Consider the following 18,872-nt stretch of genomic DNA (forward strand, 5'->3'; position numbering starts at 1 on the left):
TCCATTGTCACACTGCATGTTGTTTTTCAACTCTTCGCAGTCCATCTGTCACGCGGTTTCGATGCTGTCCGCAGCCTCCAGGCCGAACGCGCGAATCGCCTGCTCCCGCAGCTTGAACTTCTGGATTTTGCCGGAGGCAGTCATCGGGTATTCGCTGACGAACTGGATGTAGTGCGGAATTTTATACCGGGCAATCTTGCCCTCGCAGTATGTTCGCACCTCTTCCTCTGTCAGCGTCTCCCCTGGTTTCACCTTGATGCAGGCCAGCACTTGTTCGCCGTATTTCGGGTCCGGCACTCCGACTACCTGGACATCCAGCACTTTGGGATGGGTGTAGAGGAATTCCTCGATTTCACGCGGGTAGATGTTTTCTCCGCCGCGAATAATCATGTCTTTCAGCCGGCCGGTGATGCGGAAGTAGCCATCTTCGTCCATCGTCGCCAAATCCCCGGTGTGCAGCCAGCCTTCTTCATCGATGACTTTGGCTGTCTGCTCCGGCATATTGTAGTACCCCTTCATCACAAGATAGCCGCGCGTGCACAGTTCTCCCTGCACACCGGGAGGCACCGTCTCTCCGGTGACGGGATCGATCACCTTCACCTCCACGTCGTCATGGGGCTTGCCCACGGTGGAGACCCGCCGCTCAATGGAGTCATCCGGCCGCGTCTGGGTGATGACCGGTGAGGATTCCGTCTGTCCGTACGCAATCGTGATCTCGCGGATGCCCATTTTCTCCACGACGCTTTTCATCACCTCAATCGGACACGGTGAGCCGGCCATGATCCCGGTGCGCAGTGAACGAAGATCCCGCTCTGCAAACGACGGGTGGTTCAATTCGGCGATAAACATCGTCGGCACGCCGTACAAGGCGGTACAGCGCTCCTCCTCCACGACGGACAAGACCATCCCCGGATCAAAGGTAATCACCGGAACCATCGTGGCTCCGGTCGCCACGCAGGCAAGCGTGCCCATCACACAGCCGAAGCAGTGGAAGAATGGCACCGGAATGCACACCCGGTCCTCCATCCCCAGCCGCTGGCACTCAGCCACCTTGATGGCATTGTTGACGATGTTGTTGTGGGACAGCATGACCCCTTTGGGAAAACCGGTCGTTCCCGATGTGTACTGCATGTTGATGACGTCGTCCGGGTGCAGTTCCCGCTGACGAGCCGCCCGCTCTTCGTCAGGCACGGCTGCGCCGCGTTCCAGCAGATCGCGCCACAAAAACATGCCGGGCTGCCGCTCCTCTCCGATGTAGATGACGTTTTTCAGATGCGGCAGGCGTGCCGACCGCAATTGCCCCGGTTCGCACTCGTCCAGTTCGGGGCAGATTTCCCGGATCATCTCCAGGTAGCTGACGCCCCGGAACGAGTCGATCAACAGCAGCGTGGTGGATTCCGACTGGCGCAGCAGGTATTCCAGCTCGTGAACGCGATAACTGGTGTTGACGGTGACCAGCACGCCTCCGATCTTTGCCGTGGCAAACTGGCTGATCACCCACTCCGGCACGTTGGTGGCCCAGATGGCGATGTGTTCCCCCTTTTGGATACCCAGCGAGAGAAACCCCCGGGCGACCTGGTCGCACACGTCCCGGAACTGTGAAAAGGTGTAGCGCAGGCTCCGCTCCTTATAGACCACGGCCTCTTTGTCAGGAATGCGGCTTGCCGTTTCGTCCAGCAGGTCACCGATCGTAATGGAACGCAACATGGAAAACACCCCTTTTCGTTTTATATGTCTGACTATTCTGTCTCTTGTAATCAATTCGATTTTTCGGCGGAATATTCCTTCCTGTCATACGCCTTTTCTCAACCGTTCTCCTGAGGGAAAGCCGATCCCATGACATCCAGAAAGAAAAAGCGTCCCTTTGTCGGAACGCTTTTTCCTCACTGCACCACGATTCGCTTCACCGCTTCCACCTTGTACGGCAGGTGATTGCTGTAATTCAGCTCAACCCGCAGCTCGTGCTCCCCTTTTGGCAGCTTTTTCAGCAAAAACTCCGGCTGGTAGATCATCCCCTTTGGTTCGCCGTTCAGGTACAGGTGTGCGTGCCCTTGACCGAACACAGCCTGGCTGGCATCACCCGAATCCTCGACAAATTGAAAGTTCTGGGTGAGCAGTTTGACTTCAGCTGTGTCTCCCTCCACCTTGACGTCCAGGTTGAGGGACGGCTTCGCGGCACCGGCCGGCGGATCAGCGGTCAGTGCGGATGCGGGGACGCTCTGATCTCCCGGGCTGTAGGGGTCGGATGCGTGCAGCGGGTCTTTGACCAGCAGGATGATGCCCGCCACCAGCACAATCAGAAAGACGATGCCGCCCAGGATCAGATTGCGCAGACTGATGATAAAGACCTTCATCGCTTACTCTCCCTTTCGCGTATGCTTGTCACCTATTGGTACATGCATACGCGAAGAGAGAAAAAATAGAAGCAAAACTTTTATCGGTAGTTGATAAATTGCACCTCAATCGGCAGGTCGGCCTTGCGGATGGCGGCGATCACCGCCTGCAGATCGTCCTTGCTTTTGCCAGACACCCGAATCTGATCGTCCTGGATCTGCGATTTCACTTTCAAGCCGGTCTCCTTGATGATGCCGGTGATTTTTTTCGCATTGTCCTTGTCGATGCCCTGCACGAGCTTCACCCGCTGGCGGACGGTCCCGCCTGCGGCAGGCTCCACTTTGCCGTAGTCCAGATTTTTGACCGGCACATTCCGTTTGACCAGTTTGCCGATGAGGATGTCTTTGACCTGGCCCAGCTTAAATTCATCGTCGGAGACCAGCACGATCTCCTCTTTCTCCAACGTGATGCTGCTCTTGCTGCCTTTGAAGTCAAAGCGGTTTTCAATTTCCTTGACAGCCGTGTGGATGGCGTTGGTCACCTCAGCCAGATCCACTTTGGATACGATGTCAAACGAACTTTCCTTGCTCATGCCTGCTCCCCTTCACCTGCATTTTCCATCCATTATAGCACAGCGATGGTCAGATTGCCTTGACCAGGCCGCCGTCGACAAGTAACGCCTGTCCTGTCACGTAGCTGTTGGCAGGGGAGGCCAGGAAGGTGACGACACGGGCGAACTCATCCGGTTGGCCGTAACGTCCCAGCGGAATCGCAGCCTCCGCCAGTCGTTTCACCTCGCCAACGTCTACCTGGAGCTGCTCCGCCCGCAACTTGTCCAGCGAAGCGACTCGATCCGTCGCAATGCGTCCGGGGCCGACCGTGTTGATGAGAATCCCGTCCGGGCCGAGCTCCACGGCCAGGCTTTTCGCCAGCCCGACAATCCCGGTGCGGAAGGTGTTGGACAGAATCAGGTTTTCCAGCGGCTGTTTGAACGACGAGGAAGCAAAATTGACGATGCGGCCGAACTGCTGCTTGCGCATGTGCGGCAGCACCGCGCGAATCGCCCGCACGAAGCTAAGCAGGTTCAATTCAAAAGCGGCGATCCACTGCTCGTCGGTCAGCTGATCAAAGGTGCCCGCTGCCGGACCGCCTGCGTTGTTGATCAAAATGTCCACACGGCCGAAGCGGGCGGCCGTCTCATCCACCAGCTTCTGGATGTCTTCGGCTTTGGTCACATCCACCAGCATCGCCAGCGGTTCTTTCCCTGTCTTGTCGATGATTTCCGCCCGAGTGGCGGCCAAAGCAGCTTCGTCACGGCCGCAGATGGCGACGTTCGCCCCCTCCGCCGCGAGCGACAGCGCCGTCGCTTTTCCCAGTCCTTTTGTCGAAGCCAGCACGATGGCCACTCTTCCCTGCAATTGCAGATCCATGTCAATTCTCCTTTCAGCTTTCGCAATGTTCTGGGATTTCATGTATGCCTTCATTCTACAGAAAAATCTGACCAATGCAAGCAAAAGGGAAGAGGCCGGACACTTTCCGGCCTCCTGGGTTGGCTAGGTGCAGGCGGCAGCCGTGGGCATGTGGATGCCAGCAGCAAGGGTCCCGGCTGGAACCCTTGCATTGCTTGCTGCCAACCGGTGCTGCTTACAGTTCGGTGGCAGGCATCTTGTTTTTCGCCTGCTGTTTGGCGAGCCGTTTGGCGTGACGGGCTGCTTTGCGGGCCAGTCGACGTTCCTTGACGCTTTCAAACAGGGAGTACAGGACCGGCACCAGGACCAGAGTGACCAATGTGTGGAAGATCAGGCCGGAAATGACGGCGGTTGCCAGCGGCGCTTCCAGATCAGACCCTTCGGCGAAAGCCAACGCCATCGGCAGCATGCCGAGAATCGCGGTCAGTTTGGTCATGATCACGGGCCGCACGCGGTCTTTCGTCCCCTGGAGAATTGCCTCCGTCAGCTCCATGCCGCGGCTGCGCAGCAGGTTGATGCGGTCGATCAGGAGAATGGCGTTGGAGACGGCGATCCCCACCAGCATGATGATGCCGATCATCGCCATTTCGCCGAGAATCCGCTGCGTCAGCACAAACCCGAGGATGACGCCGACCAGCGCCATCGGAATCGTCAGCATGATCAACAGCGGCTGGGACAGACGCCCAAACTGCGTCACCATGATGACGTAAATCAAGGCGATGACGCCCAGAAAGACGAAGAATCCCTGCGTCATGTTGGCGCTCTGCTCTTTCAATTTGCCGGCGATCTCCACCTTGTACCCGGCCGGGACAGCAAGCGCAGGCAGTTTATTCGCCACCTGGCGACCCACCGTTCCCAAATCGCTGCCCAGCAGTTCGGCGGACACGGTAACCATCCGCTCTCCCTTTTCACGGGCGATGGTGACCGGCGACTTGCTGTGCCGCCACTCCACCAGTTCGGAGAGCGGCACCTGCTCACCTGTATTGGAACTGATCATGATTTGCCGCAATTGCTCCGGATGCTTCAGCCAATTGTCCGGCATTTTGGCGACCACATTTACCTCAATCCCGTCGCTCGTGATCGTCGTGACCGGCTGTTCCCCGATCATCATGCTGATCTGCTGCATCAGGGAGCGGGCATCCACCTGCATCCGGGCGAGCGCTTCCTGCTTGGGAATCAAGGTGATTTTCTCCTTGCCCTCCTTGAAATTGTTGCGGATGTTGGTCACGCCCGGGATCGTTGCCAGCATGGCTTCCACGTCGCCGGCGAGCTGACGCATTTTCTCCAGGTCATCACCGACGATATCCAGCTGGACAGGCGGCTCATTTCCCTGGCCGCCAAATGCGGTCGTGATGCTCTCAATGCCGGGAATCGCCTTGAGCCGGTCGTTGATGTCCTGGGTCAGCGCTTCCTTGTCGCGCTCCCGTTCCTTCTTCGGCTTCAGGGAGATGAACAGTTCCGTCTTCTCTTTGTTCCCGAAGAAAAAGACGTCTTTTACTTCCGGGATTTGCCGCAAAGATGCTTCCGCCGCAATGCCCGCACGCTGCGCATCTTCCAGACTGGACCCGGTCGACATGGTCATCGATGCGAACACCAGGTTTTCGTTCGTGTCAATGCTCTGCCCCATTTTGACAAAAGGCAAAAGGAACGTGGAGCTGACAAAGATGACAATGGCGAGGATGACCGTTTTCACCCTGTGGCGCAAAGCCACCTGCAGCAGTCGGTTGAACCACAGCACGATCGCGTGGTCTTTTCCTTGTCCCTCCAGTGACACGTTCTTGTCCTTGCTGAGAAATCTGTCGGAAAAAACCGGGACGAAGAAAAATGCAGCAATGGTCGACGCCACAATCGCCGACGTGACCGTGAAGGCGATCGTCTGCAGAATCGGTTTCATCCAGTCTTCAAAGTCGGCAAAGACCAGCGGCAGAAAGACGATGATAATCGTCAACTGCGAAGTGAACACCGGGGTCAGCACTTCCCGCGTTCCTTTCACAATCGCCTGCTGCAGCGGCTCTCCTTTTTCCCGGAACTGATAAATGCTCTCCAGAACGACAATCGCCGCGTCGACGATCAGGCCAACCGAGAGGGAAAGTGACAGCAGGCTCACCATGTCGATGTTGTACCCGCCCCATTTCATCGCGATAAACGTCATCAAGGCGGACATCGGCAGCGTCGTGGCGATGACCAGTGTCACACGCCAGTTGCGCAGGAAGACAAACAGGATGATGATCGCCAGCGCCCCGCCGAGCAATACGTCCCGGCTGAGGTTGCTCACGGCGTGCTCAATGTAGGAGGCGGCCTCAAACATCACCTTGAGCTCGTAGCGTCCGTCGGCTTCGGCGTTGATCTGCTTCACGACCTCCTCCACGTTGCGTTGAAGTGTGATCAGATCGTGCCCTTCTGCACGCTTGACGCTGAGGTGGACAAAAATATTGCCGTTTGTCAGCGCGATCGAATCTTTAACCTTGCCGCGCAAATCTTCAACGGTGGCCAACTGGTCCAGGGTCACCGTCCCTTCCGGCGTGTCGATGTTCAATCGGTTGATCTCCTGGACGGTCGTGTACGTGTTGTCGATCATGATGACGGTGTCAAATCCGGGATTCTCCAGCATGCCGACAGCTTGTTTCCAGTTGGTCGCCTGGAGCTGCTCCATCACTGATGCGGTCGTCGTGCGGTAGGCGGCCAGCCGTTCCGGCCGCAGCGTGATGGCGATCTGATTCGCAAAACTGCGATCCGACACTTCCACTTCCTTGACCCCGGGGACGGATTCGATCCGGTCTTTGATCGCAGTTTTCGCCAAGTTGAGCATCGATTGCGGGTCCGCCCCCACCAGGGCATAGTCAATCAGGGCGTCGTCCCCGAAATTGGCCTGGGTGACGTTAACCGTGTCAACCGCCTTGGGGAATGAGTTGCGCAGGCGGCTCACCACGTTTTGCACTTCCTGCCTTACTTTGTCCCCTTTGCCTTCTTCGGCGATCACCGTGATGTTGACATTCCCGGTGGTGGTTGTGGACGTGTACTCTTTCACGTCAGGGATCGACTTGATCTCCTGTTCGATTTTCCTGGTGACCTTTTCTTCCATCTCCTCGGGCGGAAGCGATCCGCCGGAGACGTCGACGCTAATCCACGGGAAGTTTGTCTTGGGAACCAGTTCCACTTGAAAGCTGAACAGCGAGCCGAACCCGGCGATGACGATGACAAACGTGACCAGAAATACAATGAGGCGTCGCTTCAGCAGAAAGAGAATCGTCTTTTCCATGCGTTATTCCCCTTTCGCCTCCACTTTTTGCCCCTCAACGTAGAAGGTAATGCCGGCGCGCAGCAGTTGGTCGCCCGGTTTGACACCGGAAACGATTTCGATCTGATCGCCTACCAGTTGTCCCGTTTTGACTTCCCGCTTGATGATCACGCCGTTTTCCACCGCCATCACATAGTGCGTGGATTCACTCACGCCGACGCTTTCCAACGGTACGAGAAAACCGTTGATTGTACGCGGGATCTCCACTGTGGCCACCATTCCCCCGCGCCATATGCCTTTCGGATTGGGGACGGTCACTTCCACCCGAAACTTCCCGGTCTGCTTGTCGACCACCGGCGAGACGTAGGTGACGGTTCCCTCGTTCTTCTGGCCGTCTTCGCCAATGACCTGGACCTTGGCCTTCTCGCGGAACTGGTTGATTAGCTCATTGGTGACGTCCAGTGTCACTTTTACCTCCGACAAATCGACCAGATGGATGATGGATTCGCCCGGATTGGCCAATTCGCCCACCTGCTTGGAGACCTCCACCACCGTACCAGCGAACGGGGCGATGATTTTGGTGTCGTTCAGCGTCTTTTTCGCCCGCTCCACTTGACCCGCCGCCTGTTTCAGCGAGGCGTTGGCCATGGCGATGTCTTCAGGCTGAGCTCCCTTGAGCAGTTCGTCGAGGGTCAGCTTGGCGTTGTTCACGGCTAATTGCGCCTGGTCCAAGGCCCATTTCCGGTCGTTCCATTCGCTTTTGGAAATGGCACCGCCTTCGAACAGCTTTTGGCCTTGCTCATACTCCTGCTTGGCCTTCTCCAGCTGGTTCTGGGCGCTTTGCAGTTGCAAACGCTGCTGTTGAATCGCTTCTTCCGTCGCACCCTTCAACGTCTTGCTCTTGCGGGCCGCCGCTTCTTCCACCTGGCTTGCCGCCGCCTCCACTTCCTTCTGGTAGTAGCTGGCATCAAGCGAAGCCAGAAGCTGACCCTGGGCGATCTTCGCTCCTTTCGTCGCATGGATGGCCGCAACCGTGCCTCCCGTGCCAAACTGCAGGATGGCATCCCGCTTGGCTTCCACGATGCCGGTCACGGACAGCATGACGGGGTGATCCGGTTTCTTTACCGTCAACACCTGGACGACTTTGGCTTTGGCGGGCTGCTCTTCCGGCGGTTGAGCTGCCCCTGGTCCGCAGCCTGCGGTGATGACCAGCAGAGAAGCAAGAAAAATGGATGCGCGTTTGTTCACAATAATTCCCCCAAGTCTGTTACAATCATTTCCAAGGAACATTGTGCCAGGGGCCCCATATTATTCGAAACCGTCAACAGGTGGAACTTTTTCTCCTCCTCAAGACGGAGCCAACCCCGACAATGTCCCCAGAAGGGTAATACGTCGCGGATGGAAAATGATTACATCATTATTAAAAAAAGTTGGAACAAATTCGCGCTGCAGCAAAAAAACCGGGACACGCTGTCCCGGTTTTGCACATTCGTTTAGTTTGCTCCCGCCAATTGTTCCATCTCCGTGAGCATCTCGGCAAAGACGCTCAGCGCCTCGCGGATCGGCTGCGGCGAGGTCATGTCGACGCCCGCTTTTTTCAGCAGATTGAGCGGGTAGTCGGAGCTGCCGCTCTTCAAGAACTGCAGGTACCGCTCCACCGCCGGCTGTCCTTCTTCGAGAATTTGTTTGGCCAGCGATGTGGCCGCAGAGAACCCTGTGGCGTATTTGTAGACGTAGAAGTTGCGATAGAAGTGGGGAACGCGCGCCCACTCCAGATCAATCTGGCTGTCCACGACCATCTCCGGCCCGTGGTAGGCCACATTCAGCTCGCGGTAGATTTCGCTCAGGCTGTCGGCCGTGAGCGGTTCATCCTGTTCCGCCTTGGCGTGCACGGTTTTCTCAAACTCGGCAAACATGGTCTGGCGGAAGACAGTGGTGCGGAACTGCTCCAGATAGTAGTTGATCAGGTACATCCGCTGTTTTTTGTCCGTGGTCGTCTGCAACAGGTGGTGCATCAGCAGCGCCTCGTTCAGCGTAGAGGCCACCTCGGCGACGAAGATCTTGTAGTCGGCGTAGGTGTACGGCTGCGTCTGATTGGAGTAGTAGCTGTGCAGGGCGTGCCCCATCTCGTGCGCCAGGGTAAACATGTTGTTGACGTTGTCCTGGTAGTTCATCAGCACATACGGATGTGTCGTGTACGCTCCCCAGGAGTACGCGCCGCTGGTTTTGCCCTGGTTTTCGTATACATCGATCCAGCCGCCGGCAAATCCTTCGGCGAGGACGCGGCCGTAGTCCTCTCCCAGCGGCCGCAGCGCTTCCTTGATCGTCTCCACTGCCTGCTGGTAGGGAATCTTCATCTCCACTTCCGGCACGATCGGCACGTAGAGATCGTACATGTGCAGTTCGTCCACACCCAGCATCTTTTTGCGCAGCGCGATGTAGCGGTGCATCAGCGGCAGGTGCTCACGGATGGTGGCGATCAGGTTGTCGTACACCGAAATGTCGACGTTGTCCGCAAATAGGGCGGCGTACAGGGCGGACGGGTATTTGCGGGTGCGGGCGTAGAACACGTCCGCCTTGACCGCAGATGTGAGCGAGGCGGCAATCGTGTTGCGGTGCTTGTCGTACGTGGCGTACAGCGCCTCGAACGCTTCCTTGCGCACACGGCGGTCCTTGCACTCCATGAACTGGACGTAACGCCCTTTGGTCAGTTCCACTTCTTCGCCGTTTTCATCGGTGATCATCGGGAATTTGATGTCGGCGTTGTTCAGCATCCCGTAAATTTTGGACGGCGCCGAAGCAATCTCGCTGACATTGGCCAGGATCGCCTCCTCCTCGGCCGACAGCGTATGCGGCTTGAAGCGGGTGATTTCGTCCAGCAGGATGCGGTAATGATCCAGTCCCGGCACCTGATTGATCCACGCTTCCAACTGCTCGGTCGGGATCGCCAGAATCTCCGGTTGTATGTACGAAATCGCTCCGTATACCTGCGTGCTGAGGGCGGTCGCCCGGTCGGTCAATGCCTGGTAGGTGCTGTTGGTGTTGTCTTCGTCACGCCGCATGCGGGCGTACACGTACACCTGGTCGAGCGTCATCAGCAGTTCGTCCTGCAATTTCAGAACGTCCAGCAGTTGTTGGCCGTCCTGCGACAGCGTGCCTTTCTTGGCTGCGATCTGCTCAGCCATCTCCTTTACTTTGCGGACGTCGTTCTCCCAGTCAGCGTCGCTTTTGTAGATGTCTTCCAGCCGCCACTTGTACTCAGCCGGAATCTCGCTTCGCTTCGGCAGGGTTTTGCTATTGTTCACCGCGATCACTCCCTTGTATTTTCTCTCCTTGGGGAACCCTTCCATAAGTGTATGGTAGCGCATTCTACCATTCGGTTCAAATAGCTCCGTACGCAAAAAGCTGACTTTTCTCGACGGAAAAGTCAGCTTCTGCCCACGCCGACATAGACGAAACCGGCTTTCGACAGCGCATCGGCCGGCCAGGCGTTGCGCCCGTCAAACAGCACGGGAGCGTTCATCACCGCCTTCACCTGCTGCCAGTCAAGGTCTACACACTGTTTCCACTCTGTCACCAGCACGGCGGCATCCGCAGCCTGGAGCGCTACATACGGATCGGACGCGTACGTCACCTGAGGGAACAGCCGGGCGACTGCCGGAGACGCCACCGGATCGTACGCCGACACCGCTGCCCCTTCACGGAGCAAAACATTCAGCACTTTTAGGGACGGAGCTTCCCGGATGTCGTCCGTATTCGGTTTGAACGCCAGGCCCAGCACGGCAATCCGCTTGCCGTGCAGCGTCCCCAGCCGATCGCGCAGCCGAGCGATAAACCAGTCCGGCTGCGTCGCATTCAAATCCCGCACCTTTTCCAGGATGGAGAGAGAGACGCCGTGCTGTTTGGCCAGCTGCAGCAGGGCGATCGTGTCCTTGGGAAAACACGACCCGCCGAAGCCCAGCCCCGCCTGCAAAAACTCCGGCCCGATCCGGCTGTCCAGCCCCATCCCGCGGGCTACGGTCTGCACGTCCGTGCCCAGAACCGCGCACAGCCGGGCCAGCTCGTTCATAAACGAAATCTTCGTGGCTAAAAACGCGTTGGACGCGTATTTGATCAGCTCCGCATCGGCTCGCGTCGTGAACACGCGCGGTGCCTTTACCCCTTCGTACAACCGCTTGAGGACGGCAAACGCCTCATCCGCGTCGGCCCCGATCACGATGCGGGACGGCGAAAGCGCATCCTGTAAGGCGCTTCCTTCCCGTAAAAACTCCGGGTTGGACGCCACGTGTATCCCCCCGCAGGCGGCAAGCAGGGCGGCCACGCGATCGGCCGTGCCGACAGGAACCGTGCTTTTGATCACCACGGTGCGCTGCTTCGGCACATCCGCCTGCAGGGCGCGAATATCATCCACGGCGGCAAACAGATAGGACAGATCGGCTGAACCGTCGGCTGCTTCCGGCGTGCCAACGCAGATGAACAACACATCCGCATCGCGTGCGCCCTCCTTTAGACTGGCGGCAAAGCGAAGTGCGCCGCTGTCGATCGCCCGGGCCAACGCTTCCTCCAGACCAGGTTCGTAGATGGGGCAGATTTTTTGTTTCAAGCGGTTGATTTTCGCCGCGTCGACATCCACCCCCGTCACCCGATGTCCGTGCAAGGCAAAGGACACCGCCGTCGTCAGACCCACGTATCCCGTACCTACTACGGCTACCTCCATGCTTTCACCTCATCGCTGCTTTTTCAGTACGCGAAGATACAAGTCTTCCAGTTTTGCGCGCTGTTTCTCTATATCGTGGCGGCGCTCCACCTGTTCTCTCGCCCGGATCACCACGTCCGGCCATCGGTCCTGCTCCTTCAGCACGCGTTTGATCATCTTGGCCAGCTTGGCGACGGACCGCTCCGGCACGAGGTATCCCGTCTTGCCGTGTTTCACCAGTTCGGGAATACCTGCGTGATAGGTAGAGATGACTGGTCTGCCGACCGCCATGGCTTCCATCAGGACGTTGGGGATGCCTTCCTGATTGCCGTTTTTCGCCGTTTTGCAGGCGAGGACGAACACATGGCAGTTCGCCAGTTCACGCCCAACCTCGTGATGGGGCTGGGCGCCGCGCAGCGTAACAGCATGCTGCAGGCGGTGGCGTTTGATCAGGCGGCGCAGTTTCTGCTTCTCTTCCCCGTCCCCGACAATCGTCAGCGTCGCACGGGGATACTTGCGGCGAATGCGGGCAAACGCCTTGATCAGTGTGTCCATCCCCTTCTTTTCGGTCAAACGGCCGACGCTCAGCAGGCGAAACGCCCCGTCGACGACCGGCTGCGGAGGCTGCAGGGGAAATTTGCCCAGATCAATCCCCGAGCGGATCACGGTGATTTTTTTTTGCGGACAGCCGAGTCGGATCAGCTGCCGCTTCATGTGCTTGCTGACGACCGTAAACGCCTTTCCGTGACGAAACAGCCGCTTCAGCGCGCGGCGGTAGCGGCTGTCCTGTTGCACGCGTTTGGTCACGTCAAATCCGTGAAAGGAGGTGATCAGCGGCAGTTTCGCCTTTCGCGCATGCGGCAGCAGCTCCACTCCGGCCGTGCCAAACCGGGCGTGCAGGCAGGCAAACTTCTGTTTTTTCAGCCAGCCGGCAAGACCCTTAAACCGCCTGCGCACGTACACGGGCCAATAGGGAAAATCCTTGCGGTTGCACTGCCGCCGCGTGAGCACGACCGGCTGCACACGCTGGTGGCCAAGCAGTTGTTCGTAGATGAAGGTTTCGCTTTTCGGCAGGAATTTGCGCCGGTAAACAAGAACCCGATGCATGCGATGGCCTCCCGATTACATCTGTGAGCCGTTTTGAACGGTGCGCATGTGCTTGCGCTGCGGTTTGTGGCGGACAGACGAAGAATCCCTCCCACTGCCAACACATGGCCGGCACGGTCCTCATCTGTGTGACCGCCTCACTCGCTGCAGCTCCTTGATGATGAGATACCCGCCTTTATAGCCGTAGACGGGTTTGTACTTGCCCCCCCAGCGCGTGAGATAGTACTGAAAGGTCTCTCTGCGAAGCCGGTTCCGTTTCGATTTCATCTCCTTGTCGGTAAGCTGACCCCGGTGCTTGGTCCTGTTGTACAGCATGCGGTTGATCCACTTTACGGGATACCGTTCGATCAGCCGGAGAATCATTCGCCGGTCTTCCATGATCCGTCCCTCATACGGATCAGAGGTATCCCATCCTCCTACCTCCCGCAACGCCTCTACCCGATAGCACCGCGGCGCCACCATCCAGCGGTTGTACTGCAAAAAGTCGTATTTGTTGTGAAATTGCTTGTGGGTGATGATAAACGGATCGCAGCAGCGCTCGCGCTTGACCCGCCAGATTTTCACGTTTCCATAGAACAGCGCCGTGTTCTTCTTGTCTTTGCGGATGTATCGCTTCAGGATGGAGAGTGCCTCACGCGGCAGCCAGTCATCCGAATCCAACTGGACCAAAAACGGCGTATCCACCATCGCCAGCGCTTGGTTCATCACCTTGGAAATGCCGGAGTTCTCCTCCATCTGGAAATACTGGATGCGAGGATCTGTGAGATAGGGGGCGACCTTCTCGTACGTCTGGTCTGTAGACGCATCGTCCATGATCAGCAGTTTCCAGTCTGTACACGTCTGCTTGAGCACACTGCGGATCGCCTTGTCGATAAACGCTTCCCGGTTGTACGTGGGAATGACGACAGTGAACGTAGTGGGCTTGGGCGGCATTGTCGTCATGGCGGACTCCCCTTCGCCCTGGGCATGCGGATGGAGGATTTGTCACTGAGGATAAACACCCCACTGCTGTCCGCTCCGCTGCCGGCGAGATGGGATGAACGGCCAAACACGCTGTTGGTCACCGGCCATTCCACGTCATTGAGGGAGCTGTTTTCGAGCAGAATGCTGTTTTCAATGTGCTTGCAGTTTTTCAACTGAACGCCGTCCTGTATCGCCACATAGGGACCCAGCCGACAGTTTTCGATCCGGCAGCGCTTCCCGATCAACACCGGACCGATGATGGTGCAGTTTTCCACAATGCTGTCGCTGCCGATTTCGTGCCGGACGCCGAGCTCCTGTGTCAGCATCCAGCGGTTGGCCTCGAGCCAGCGTTCAATCGTTCCCACATCCGTATATTGTCGGTGGGTAACGGTATGGGCAATGTGATAGCCGCTGTCGATCATCGACTGGATCGCGTCTGTGATTTCGTACTCACCGCGTTTGGACGGACGCAGGGTGGCAATTGCTGCAAAAATCGGGCGGGTAAACAGGTAGGCGCCGATCACTGCGAGATTGCTTTTGGGACGCTGCGGCTTTTCCTCTACGGAGACCAGACGCTCATCCTGGATTTCCGCGATCCCGTAATCCTGCGGTCGGTCCACCTTACTCAGCATCACGACACCGTCCGCCCCGGTGCGGGTAAAGGTCTTCGTCAGCTCGTGCAAGGAATCCATCAGCAGATTATCGCCCAACAGCAGGATAAACGGTTCGTCACGCAGGAACGGCTGCGCCAGCTGCACGGCATGGGCAATTCCCAATGGTTTTTGTTGTTCAAGAAAGGTAATGGTAGCCCCAAATTGACTACCATCACCAACATATTGTGGAATTTCCTTTTGGGACGGTTGTATGACAATTCCGATATCACGCACACCCACTTCACGCAGTTTGAGTATGCAGTAATGCAATACCGGGTGATTGGCCACAGGGAGAAGGGTTTTGGGTTGGGAATAGGAAAAGGGATGCAGGCGGGTGCCGCGTCCAGCACACAAGATTAACCCTTTCACGACAATCACTCCCCAGTTGTGCTCTGCGATACTTATAAGGTATGCGGCTTTTCCCTTCCGAGCAGGGCTTACGTCCTCAACCGCAAAAGAACGGGCGACCATCCCCTCCAATCGGTCATCCGTTCAGCCGATGCTGCGCAGCGGCTGCCTGCTCTGTGCCTGCTTTCGCCCTGTTCGTTTGGCGATGACTTCCTCGAAAACACGCAGATACTCCTGGGCGGTCGTGTGCCAGGAAAATTGCCTGGCTCGCATCAGCGCCCGCCTTCCCATGTCAGAACGGAAACGGGGAATCCTCCACAGCGACTCCCAGACGGAAGGAAGTTCCTGTGACCACTCCTCGGGCGGGATGAGGAACCCGCTGCCCAGGTGGTTGACCACTTCCGCGATGCCCCCCCGCGGCGTGGTGATGACTGGCTTGCCGGACGCCATCGCTTCCAGATTGACGCGGCAAAATGGCTCTTGCCATACCGACGGTGTCGCCACCACATCGCCAATCTGGTAGTACAGCGGCATCTGCGCGCTGGGTACGAAGTTGACGAAGATCACTGCGTCGCCCAGCGGAGCCGCCAGTTCTTTCAGACGGCGCACGTAGGCATTTTCGCGGTTGCTGCCGTATCCCGTCCCTCCGACGATGACCAACCGGGCTTTTGGGTCCCTTTCGAGCACGTGCCGAAACGCTCTGAGTAATACGTGCACCCCTTTTTCGCGAATCAGCCGACCCGCGTAGACCAACACCCGATGATGCGACTTCAGCCCCAACTGCCGACGCAGTTTCTTCACCGCGCGGCTTTTTCGGGCTGCCTGATAGGGGGTGACGTCCACCCCGAGGTGTACAGCGTGCACCTTGGCCGCGGGCAGCCGGAGTTTCTCAATAAAATGGCTGCGCAAATACTCGCTGTTCGTGAGTATGCCGTCTGCCAGCCGGCCTACCCGCCGCATTTGTTCTGCGCTGATCAGCGGCGGGGACGCGTAGACGTGGGAGTGCATGTTCACAACGATCGGCACACGGGGAAAATGGCGCCGCAGCGCCGGTACATAATGCGGCCGGTTTTCCACCAGAATCACATCCGGCTGCCGCTTGCGCAGATCGCGGATCACGCTGCGCAGGTATGGGCCAGGGCCGCTGTAGTCGAAGCGGACGAACTCCCGGTGTCTCTCCCGAGTGGACTCTGGGTAGTCGGGACACGTGCGGGTGTAGATCGTCACCTGATGCTGCGGCCCGAACACTTTGCTCACTTCGTCTATATCGTGCTCTACGGAGCTGCCCTTGACTGGCGGTACGGAAAACGGACCGGGGCTAATGATCGCGATGTTCATCTCGCTCTTTCTCCCACTCTTTTTTCAAGGAGAGGACGACCTGGTACAGATACTCACAATCCCGTTTCTGTTCGGCTTCCAGCGCCTTGAAACGTTCCTCCCAGGCGGCGAGCGATTGCTTCAGCTCAGCTACCTGCGCCTCGAGCTGTTCGATCCGCTCCTTCCACGTCGATTCCTCGGGCTGTTTGACCTGCTCATTCGGCGCCTGCCCTTCAAACGGAAGCAACTCCGGCAGTTTGACGGAGGTGACCCGTTCGACGGCTTCCTCGACGATGACATGACCGGAAAAGACGCCCGGCATGACCCAGTGGGGCGGTTCCCCTCGTTTTCGTTTCTCCACGGCAACATACCTCCAACCTGCGTGCCCCGGCGGCAGCGGGTCACCATGTTACCCGTCCAAACCGATGCCGCACGGGCACACGTCACGTATTTCGTAATATGGTATGAAACGACGCGGAAATGGGTACGTGTACAGCCGCGAAACGACAGCAGCCATTCACACCGGTACGTGCCCAACAAAAAAACCGCTGTGACTTACGTGCTCACAGCGGTTGCCGGTAATCGCGCGAGGGGGCCTGTCGCCGAAAACGCAGACTGTAATGCCGCGCCTCCTCCACGCTGGTGATCTGTTGTTTTTGCCACTCCAGGAGAATCCGATCGATGTAGCGGATGTGCAGTTTGCCCACGGCTGCTGCTTCCCGAAGGGCGGTCAGGATCAATTCCTCCGCATGGCCATCCTGCTCAACCCACATGTGGATCGTCTCGATTTCAAAGGGAGACAGGGGACGTCCGAAGGCCTGTTCGAACCGGCTGTACAGGTCGGTCGGCTCCTCGAAAGACGCCGCGGCCGCCTCGGCAAACGGTTCTGCCACCGAGTCGACGATGCGGGAAGCCGTGAGCTGCTCACGCCAGCTCTGGTACAACTTGCGGTACAGCGGCGTCAAATTGTACTGCTCGTGGCGCAGTCCCGTTTGCTGGTCAATGTATTCGTCAATCCTGATCCACTCTTCCTTCAACAGCTTTTGCAGCGTCTGGATCAGCCGCGCAGGCGTGAGGGACATGCGCTCTTCCAGTTCCTGCAGGGTGGGAAACCGCTTCCCCTCCTGTTGAAACGACAGCAGGTGGATAATCAGCATCATCTCCTCGTCGGACAGAGACATGCGCTTGTACATCTTCAGCAGCAGATTGGAGACGGATGTCGCGCCTTCTTGCAGCAGTTGCAAAATATGGGGGTCCATGAAACCATTCACCTCATTGACAGGCCGGTCATCCGGCAAATCCAAACAAGAAAACACCCTGCCGCCCACCGGCAACAGGGTGTCGGGCCGTCAGGCAGCCGCGCTGCCGCATAACGGTTGGGGCATTATGGGTAGAGACGGTACAGCATGCGCGGGAACGGGATCGTCTCGCGCACGTGGTCAAGTCCGCAAATCCAGGCGATCGTCCGTTCCAGACCGAGGCCGAATCCGGAGTGCGGCACCGTGCCGTATTTTCGCAGATCGAGGTACCACTTGTAGGCGTCTTCGGACAGGTTGTGTTCGGCGAAGCGCTGCTCCAGCAGGACCGGATCGTCAATCCGCTGGCTGCCGCCGATAATTTCACCGTAGCCCTCCGGCGCGATCAGGTCGGCACAAAGCACCACTTCCGGACGGTTCGGGTCCGGTTTCATGTAGAACGCTTTGATCTCGGTCGGATAGTGGGTGATGAAGACCGGCTTGTCAAAGTGCTCGGCGATCATCGTTTCGTCCGGCGCGCCGAAATCGTCGCCCCACTTGATGTCGCTGCCCTTTTCCTGCAGCAGCTTGATCGCGTCATCGTACGTGATGCGCGGGAACGGAGCCACTACGTTTTCCAGCTTGCTGGTGTCGCGCTGCAGTGTTTTCAGTTCACGCTGGCAATTTTTCAGGACGGACTGCACGATATGGGAGACAAACGCCTCCTGAATGCGCAGGTTTTCTTCGTGATCGACAAAGGCCATCTCGGGCTCGATCATCCAAAACTCGATCAGATGGCGGCGCGTTTTGGACTTTTCCGCACGGAACGTCGGTCCGAAGGAATAGACACGCCCCAACGCCATGGCGGCCGCTTCCATGTAAAGCTGGCCGGATTGCGACAGGTAGGCATCCTCGTCAAAATACTTGGTGTGGAACAGGTTGGTCGTTCCTTCTGCGGATGTCGGCGTGAGAATTGGCGGGTCCACTTTGTAAAACCCGTGCTGATGGAAAAATTCAGTAACAGCGCGGATCACCTCGGAACGGATCGCCATCACGGCCCGCTGGCGCGGTGTTCTCAGCCACAGGTGACGATGGTCCATCAGGAAGTCAACGCCGTGCTCCTTGAGCGAGATCGGGTAATCTTGCGCGAGTTGAATGATGTCGATTCCGGTGACAGTCAGCTCATAGCCGCTGGGGGCCCGCTCGTCAGCGCGCACGACACCGGTTATGTACAGAGAGCTTTCCTGAGTCAGCTTGGAAGCCGCTTCCCACACTGCTTCCGGCACCTCGGCCTTAACCACGACGCCCTGAATAAAGCCGGAGCCATCGCGAAGCTGCAGGAATTGTATTTTACCGCTGCTGCGCTTGTTGTAGAGCCAGCAGCCCAGTCGCACTTCTTGTCCCACGTGCTGCCCGATCTGGGCAATGGTCGTCATCATCGGCTTGTTTTCCCTCCAATATCCCATTCAAAACAAATTCCGACTTGGTTGTAACGAATCAATTATACTATCG

The 18,872-nt window shown here is 57.7% G+C and carries 15 protein-coding genes; all 15 read right to left on the reverse strand.

The features are described from left to right. Positions 1-48: 48 nt before the first annotated feature. The gene (locus KDN35_RS02430; RefSeq protein WP_171564919.1) at positions 49-1,707 is read right to left on the reverse strand and encodes an AMP-binding protein; all 1,659 of its coding nucleotides are present in this window, start codon (positions 1,705-1,707) and stop codon (positions 49-51) included. 176 nt (positions 1,708-1,883) lie between these two features. Then, positions 1,884-2,354, reverse strand: a complete 471-nt coding sequence (locus tag KDN35_RS02435) for a hypothetical protein (protein ID WP_171564920.1) — start codon at positions 2,352-2,354, stop codon at positions 1,884-1,886. A gap of 80 nt (positions 2,355-2,434) precedes the next feature. Then, positions 2,435-2,926: a YajQ family cyclic di-GMP-binding protein gene (locus tag KDN35_RS02440; protein ID WP_171564921.1), complete on the reverse strand. Its 492-nt coding sequence runs from the start codon at positions 2,924-2,926 to the stop codon at positions 2,435-2,437. A 49-nt stretch (positions 2,927-2,975) separates the two neighbouring features. Beyond that, entirely contained in the window at positions 2,976-3,764 is a 789-nt protein-coding gene (locus KDN35_RS02445; protein WP_171564922.1) for an SDR family oxidoreductase, read from the reverse strand. 214 nt (positions 3,765-3,978) lie between these two features. Further along, entirely contained in the window at positions 3,979-7,062 is a 3,084-nt protein-coding gene (locus KDN35_RS02450; protein WP_212131993.1) for an efflux RND transporter permease subunit, read from the reverse strand. 3 nt (positions 7,063-7,065) lie between these two features. Further along, on the reverse strand, positions 7,066-8,289 hold the full coding sequence (locus tag KDN35_RS02455) for an efflux RND transporter periplasmic adaptor subunit (protein ID WP_212131994.1): 1,224 nt from the start codon (positions 8,287-8,289) through the stop codon (positions 7,066-7,068). A gap of 245 nt (positions 8,290-8,534) precedes the next feature. Then, on the reverse strand, positions 8,535-10,346 hold the full coding sequence (pepF, locus tag KDN35_RS02460; protein ID WP_212131995.1) for an oligoendopeptidase F: 1,812 nt from the start codon (positions 10,344-10,346) through the stop codon (positions 8,535-8,537). Between the two features lie 122 nt (positions 10,347-10,468). Further along, on the reverse strand, positions 10,469-11,758 hold the full coding sequence (locus KDN35_RS02465; protein ID WP_212131996.1) for a UDP-glucose dehydrogenase family protein: 1,290 nt from the start codon (positions 11,756-11,758) through the stop codon (positions 10,469-10,471). A 9-nt stretch (positions 11,759-11,767) separates the two neighbouring features. Next, complete coding sequence (locus KDN35_RS02470) at positions 11,768-12,844, reverse strand: glycosyltransferase (RefSeq protein ID WP_171564927.1); 1,077 nt, start codon at positions 12,842-12,844, stop codon at positions 11,768-11,770. A gap of 120 nt (positions 12,845-12,964) precedes the next feature. Then, positions 12,965-13,786, reverse strand: a complete 822-nt coding sequence (locus KDN35_RS02475) for a glycosyltransferase family 2 protein (RefSeq protein ID WP_371808871.1) — start codon at positions 13,784-13,786, stop codon at positions 12,965-12,967. Then, positions 13,783-14,829 (reverse strand): glucose-1-phosphate thymidylyltransferase, encoded by a 1,047-nt coding sequence (locus KDN35_RS02480; protein ID WP_171564928.1) that lies wholly within the window; start codon positions 14,827-14,829, stop codon positions 13,783-13,785. Before KDN35_RS02480 ends, KDN35_RS02475 begins: the two co-directional genes overlap by 4 nt. Positions 14,830-14,952: 123 nt before the next feature. Next, positions 14,953-16,146: a glycosyltransferase family 4 protein gene (locus tag KDN35_RS02485; protein WP_171564929.1), complete on the reverse strand. Its 1,194-nt coding sequence runs from the start codon at positions 16,144-16,146 to the stop codon at positions 14,953-14,955. Further along, on the reverse strand, positions 16,127-16,486 hold the full coding sequence (locus KDN35_RS02490; RefSeq protein WP_171564930.1) for a hypothetical protein: 360 nt from the start codon (positions 16,484-16,486) through the stop codon (positions 16,127-16,129). The genes KDN35_RS02485 and KDN35_RS02490 overlap by 20 nt, the downstream gene beginning before the upstream one ends. A gap of 202 nt (positions 16,487-16,688) precedes the next feature. Further along, positions 16,689-17,384, reverse strand: a complete 696-nt coding sequence (locus KDN35_RS02495) for a DnaD domain-containing protein (RefSeq protein ID WP_171564931.1) — start codon at positions 17,382-17,384, stop codon at positions 16,689-16,691. A gap of 125 nt (positions 17,385-17,509) precedes the next feature. Continuing rightward, a complete protein-coding gene (gene asnS, locus KDN35_RS02500; RefSeq protein ID WP_171564932.1) occupies positions 17,510-18,799 on the reverse strand; it encodes an asparagine--tRNA ligase in 1,290 nt (429 codons plus the stop codon). Positions 18,800-18,872: the final 73 nt, after the last annotated feature.

The organism is Brevibacillus sp. NL20B1 (genome assembly GCF_018195675.1).
Taxonomy (GTDB): Bacteria; Bacillota; Bacilli; order Brevibacillales; family Brevibacillaceae; genus Brevibacillus; species Brevibacillus aydinogluensis.

Coding starts and splice junctions, on each gene's coding strand:
- KDN35_RS02475 (WP_371808871.1), bottom strand. CDS start 13,786: ATGACGACAATGCCGCCCAAGCCCACTACGTTCACTGTCGTCATTCCC.
- KDN35_RS02430 (WP_171564919.1), bottom strand. CDS start 1,707: ATGTTGCGTTCCATTACGATCGGTGACCTGCTGGACGAAACGGCAAGC.
- KDN35_RS02495 (WP_171564931.1), bottom strand. CDS start 17,384: ATGGACCCCCATATTTTGCAACTGCTGCAAGAAGGCGCGACATCCGTC.
- KDN35_RS02440 (WP_171564921.1), bottom strand. CDS start 2,926: ATGAGCAAGGAAAGTTCGTTTGACATCGTATCCAAAGTGGATCTGGCT.
- asnS (WP_171564932.1), bottom strand. CDS start 18,799: ATGATGACGACCATTGCCCAGATCGGGCAGCACGTGGGACAAGAAGTG.
- KDN35_RS02435 (WP_171564920.1), bottom strand. CDS start 2,354: ATGAAGGTCTTTATCATCAGTCTGCGCAATCTGATCCTGGGCGGCATC.
- KDN35_RS02445 (WP_171564922.1), bottom strand. CDS start 3,764: ATGGATCTGCAATTGCAGGGAAGAGTGGCCATCGTGCTGGCTTCGACA.
- KDN35_RS02485 (WP_171564929.1), bottom strand. CDS start 16,146: ATGAACATCGCGATCATTAGCCCCGGTCCGTTTTCCGTACCGCCAGTC.
- KDN35_RS02465 (WP_212131996.1), bottom strand. CDS start 11,758: ATGGAGGTAGCCGTAGTAGGTACGGGATACGTGGGTCTGACGACGGCG.
- KDN35_RS02470 (WP_171564927.1), bottom strand. CDS start 12,844: ATGCATCGGGTTCTTGTTTACCGGCGCAAATTCCTGCCGAAAAGCGAA.
- KDN35_RS02450 (WP_212131993.1), bottom strand. CDS start 7,062: ATGGAAAAGACGATTCTCTTTCTGCTGAAGCGACGCCTCATTGTATTT.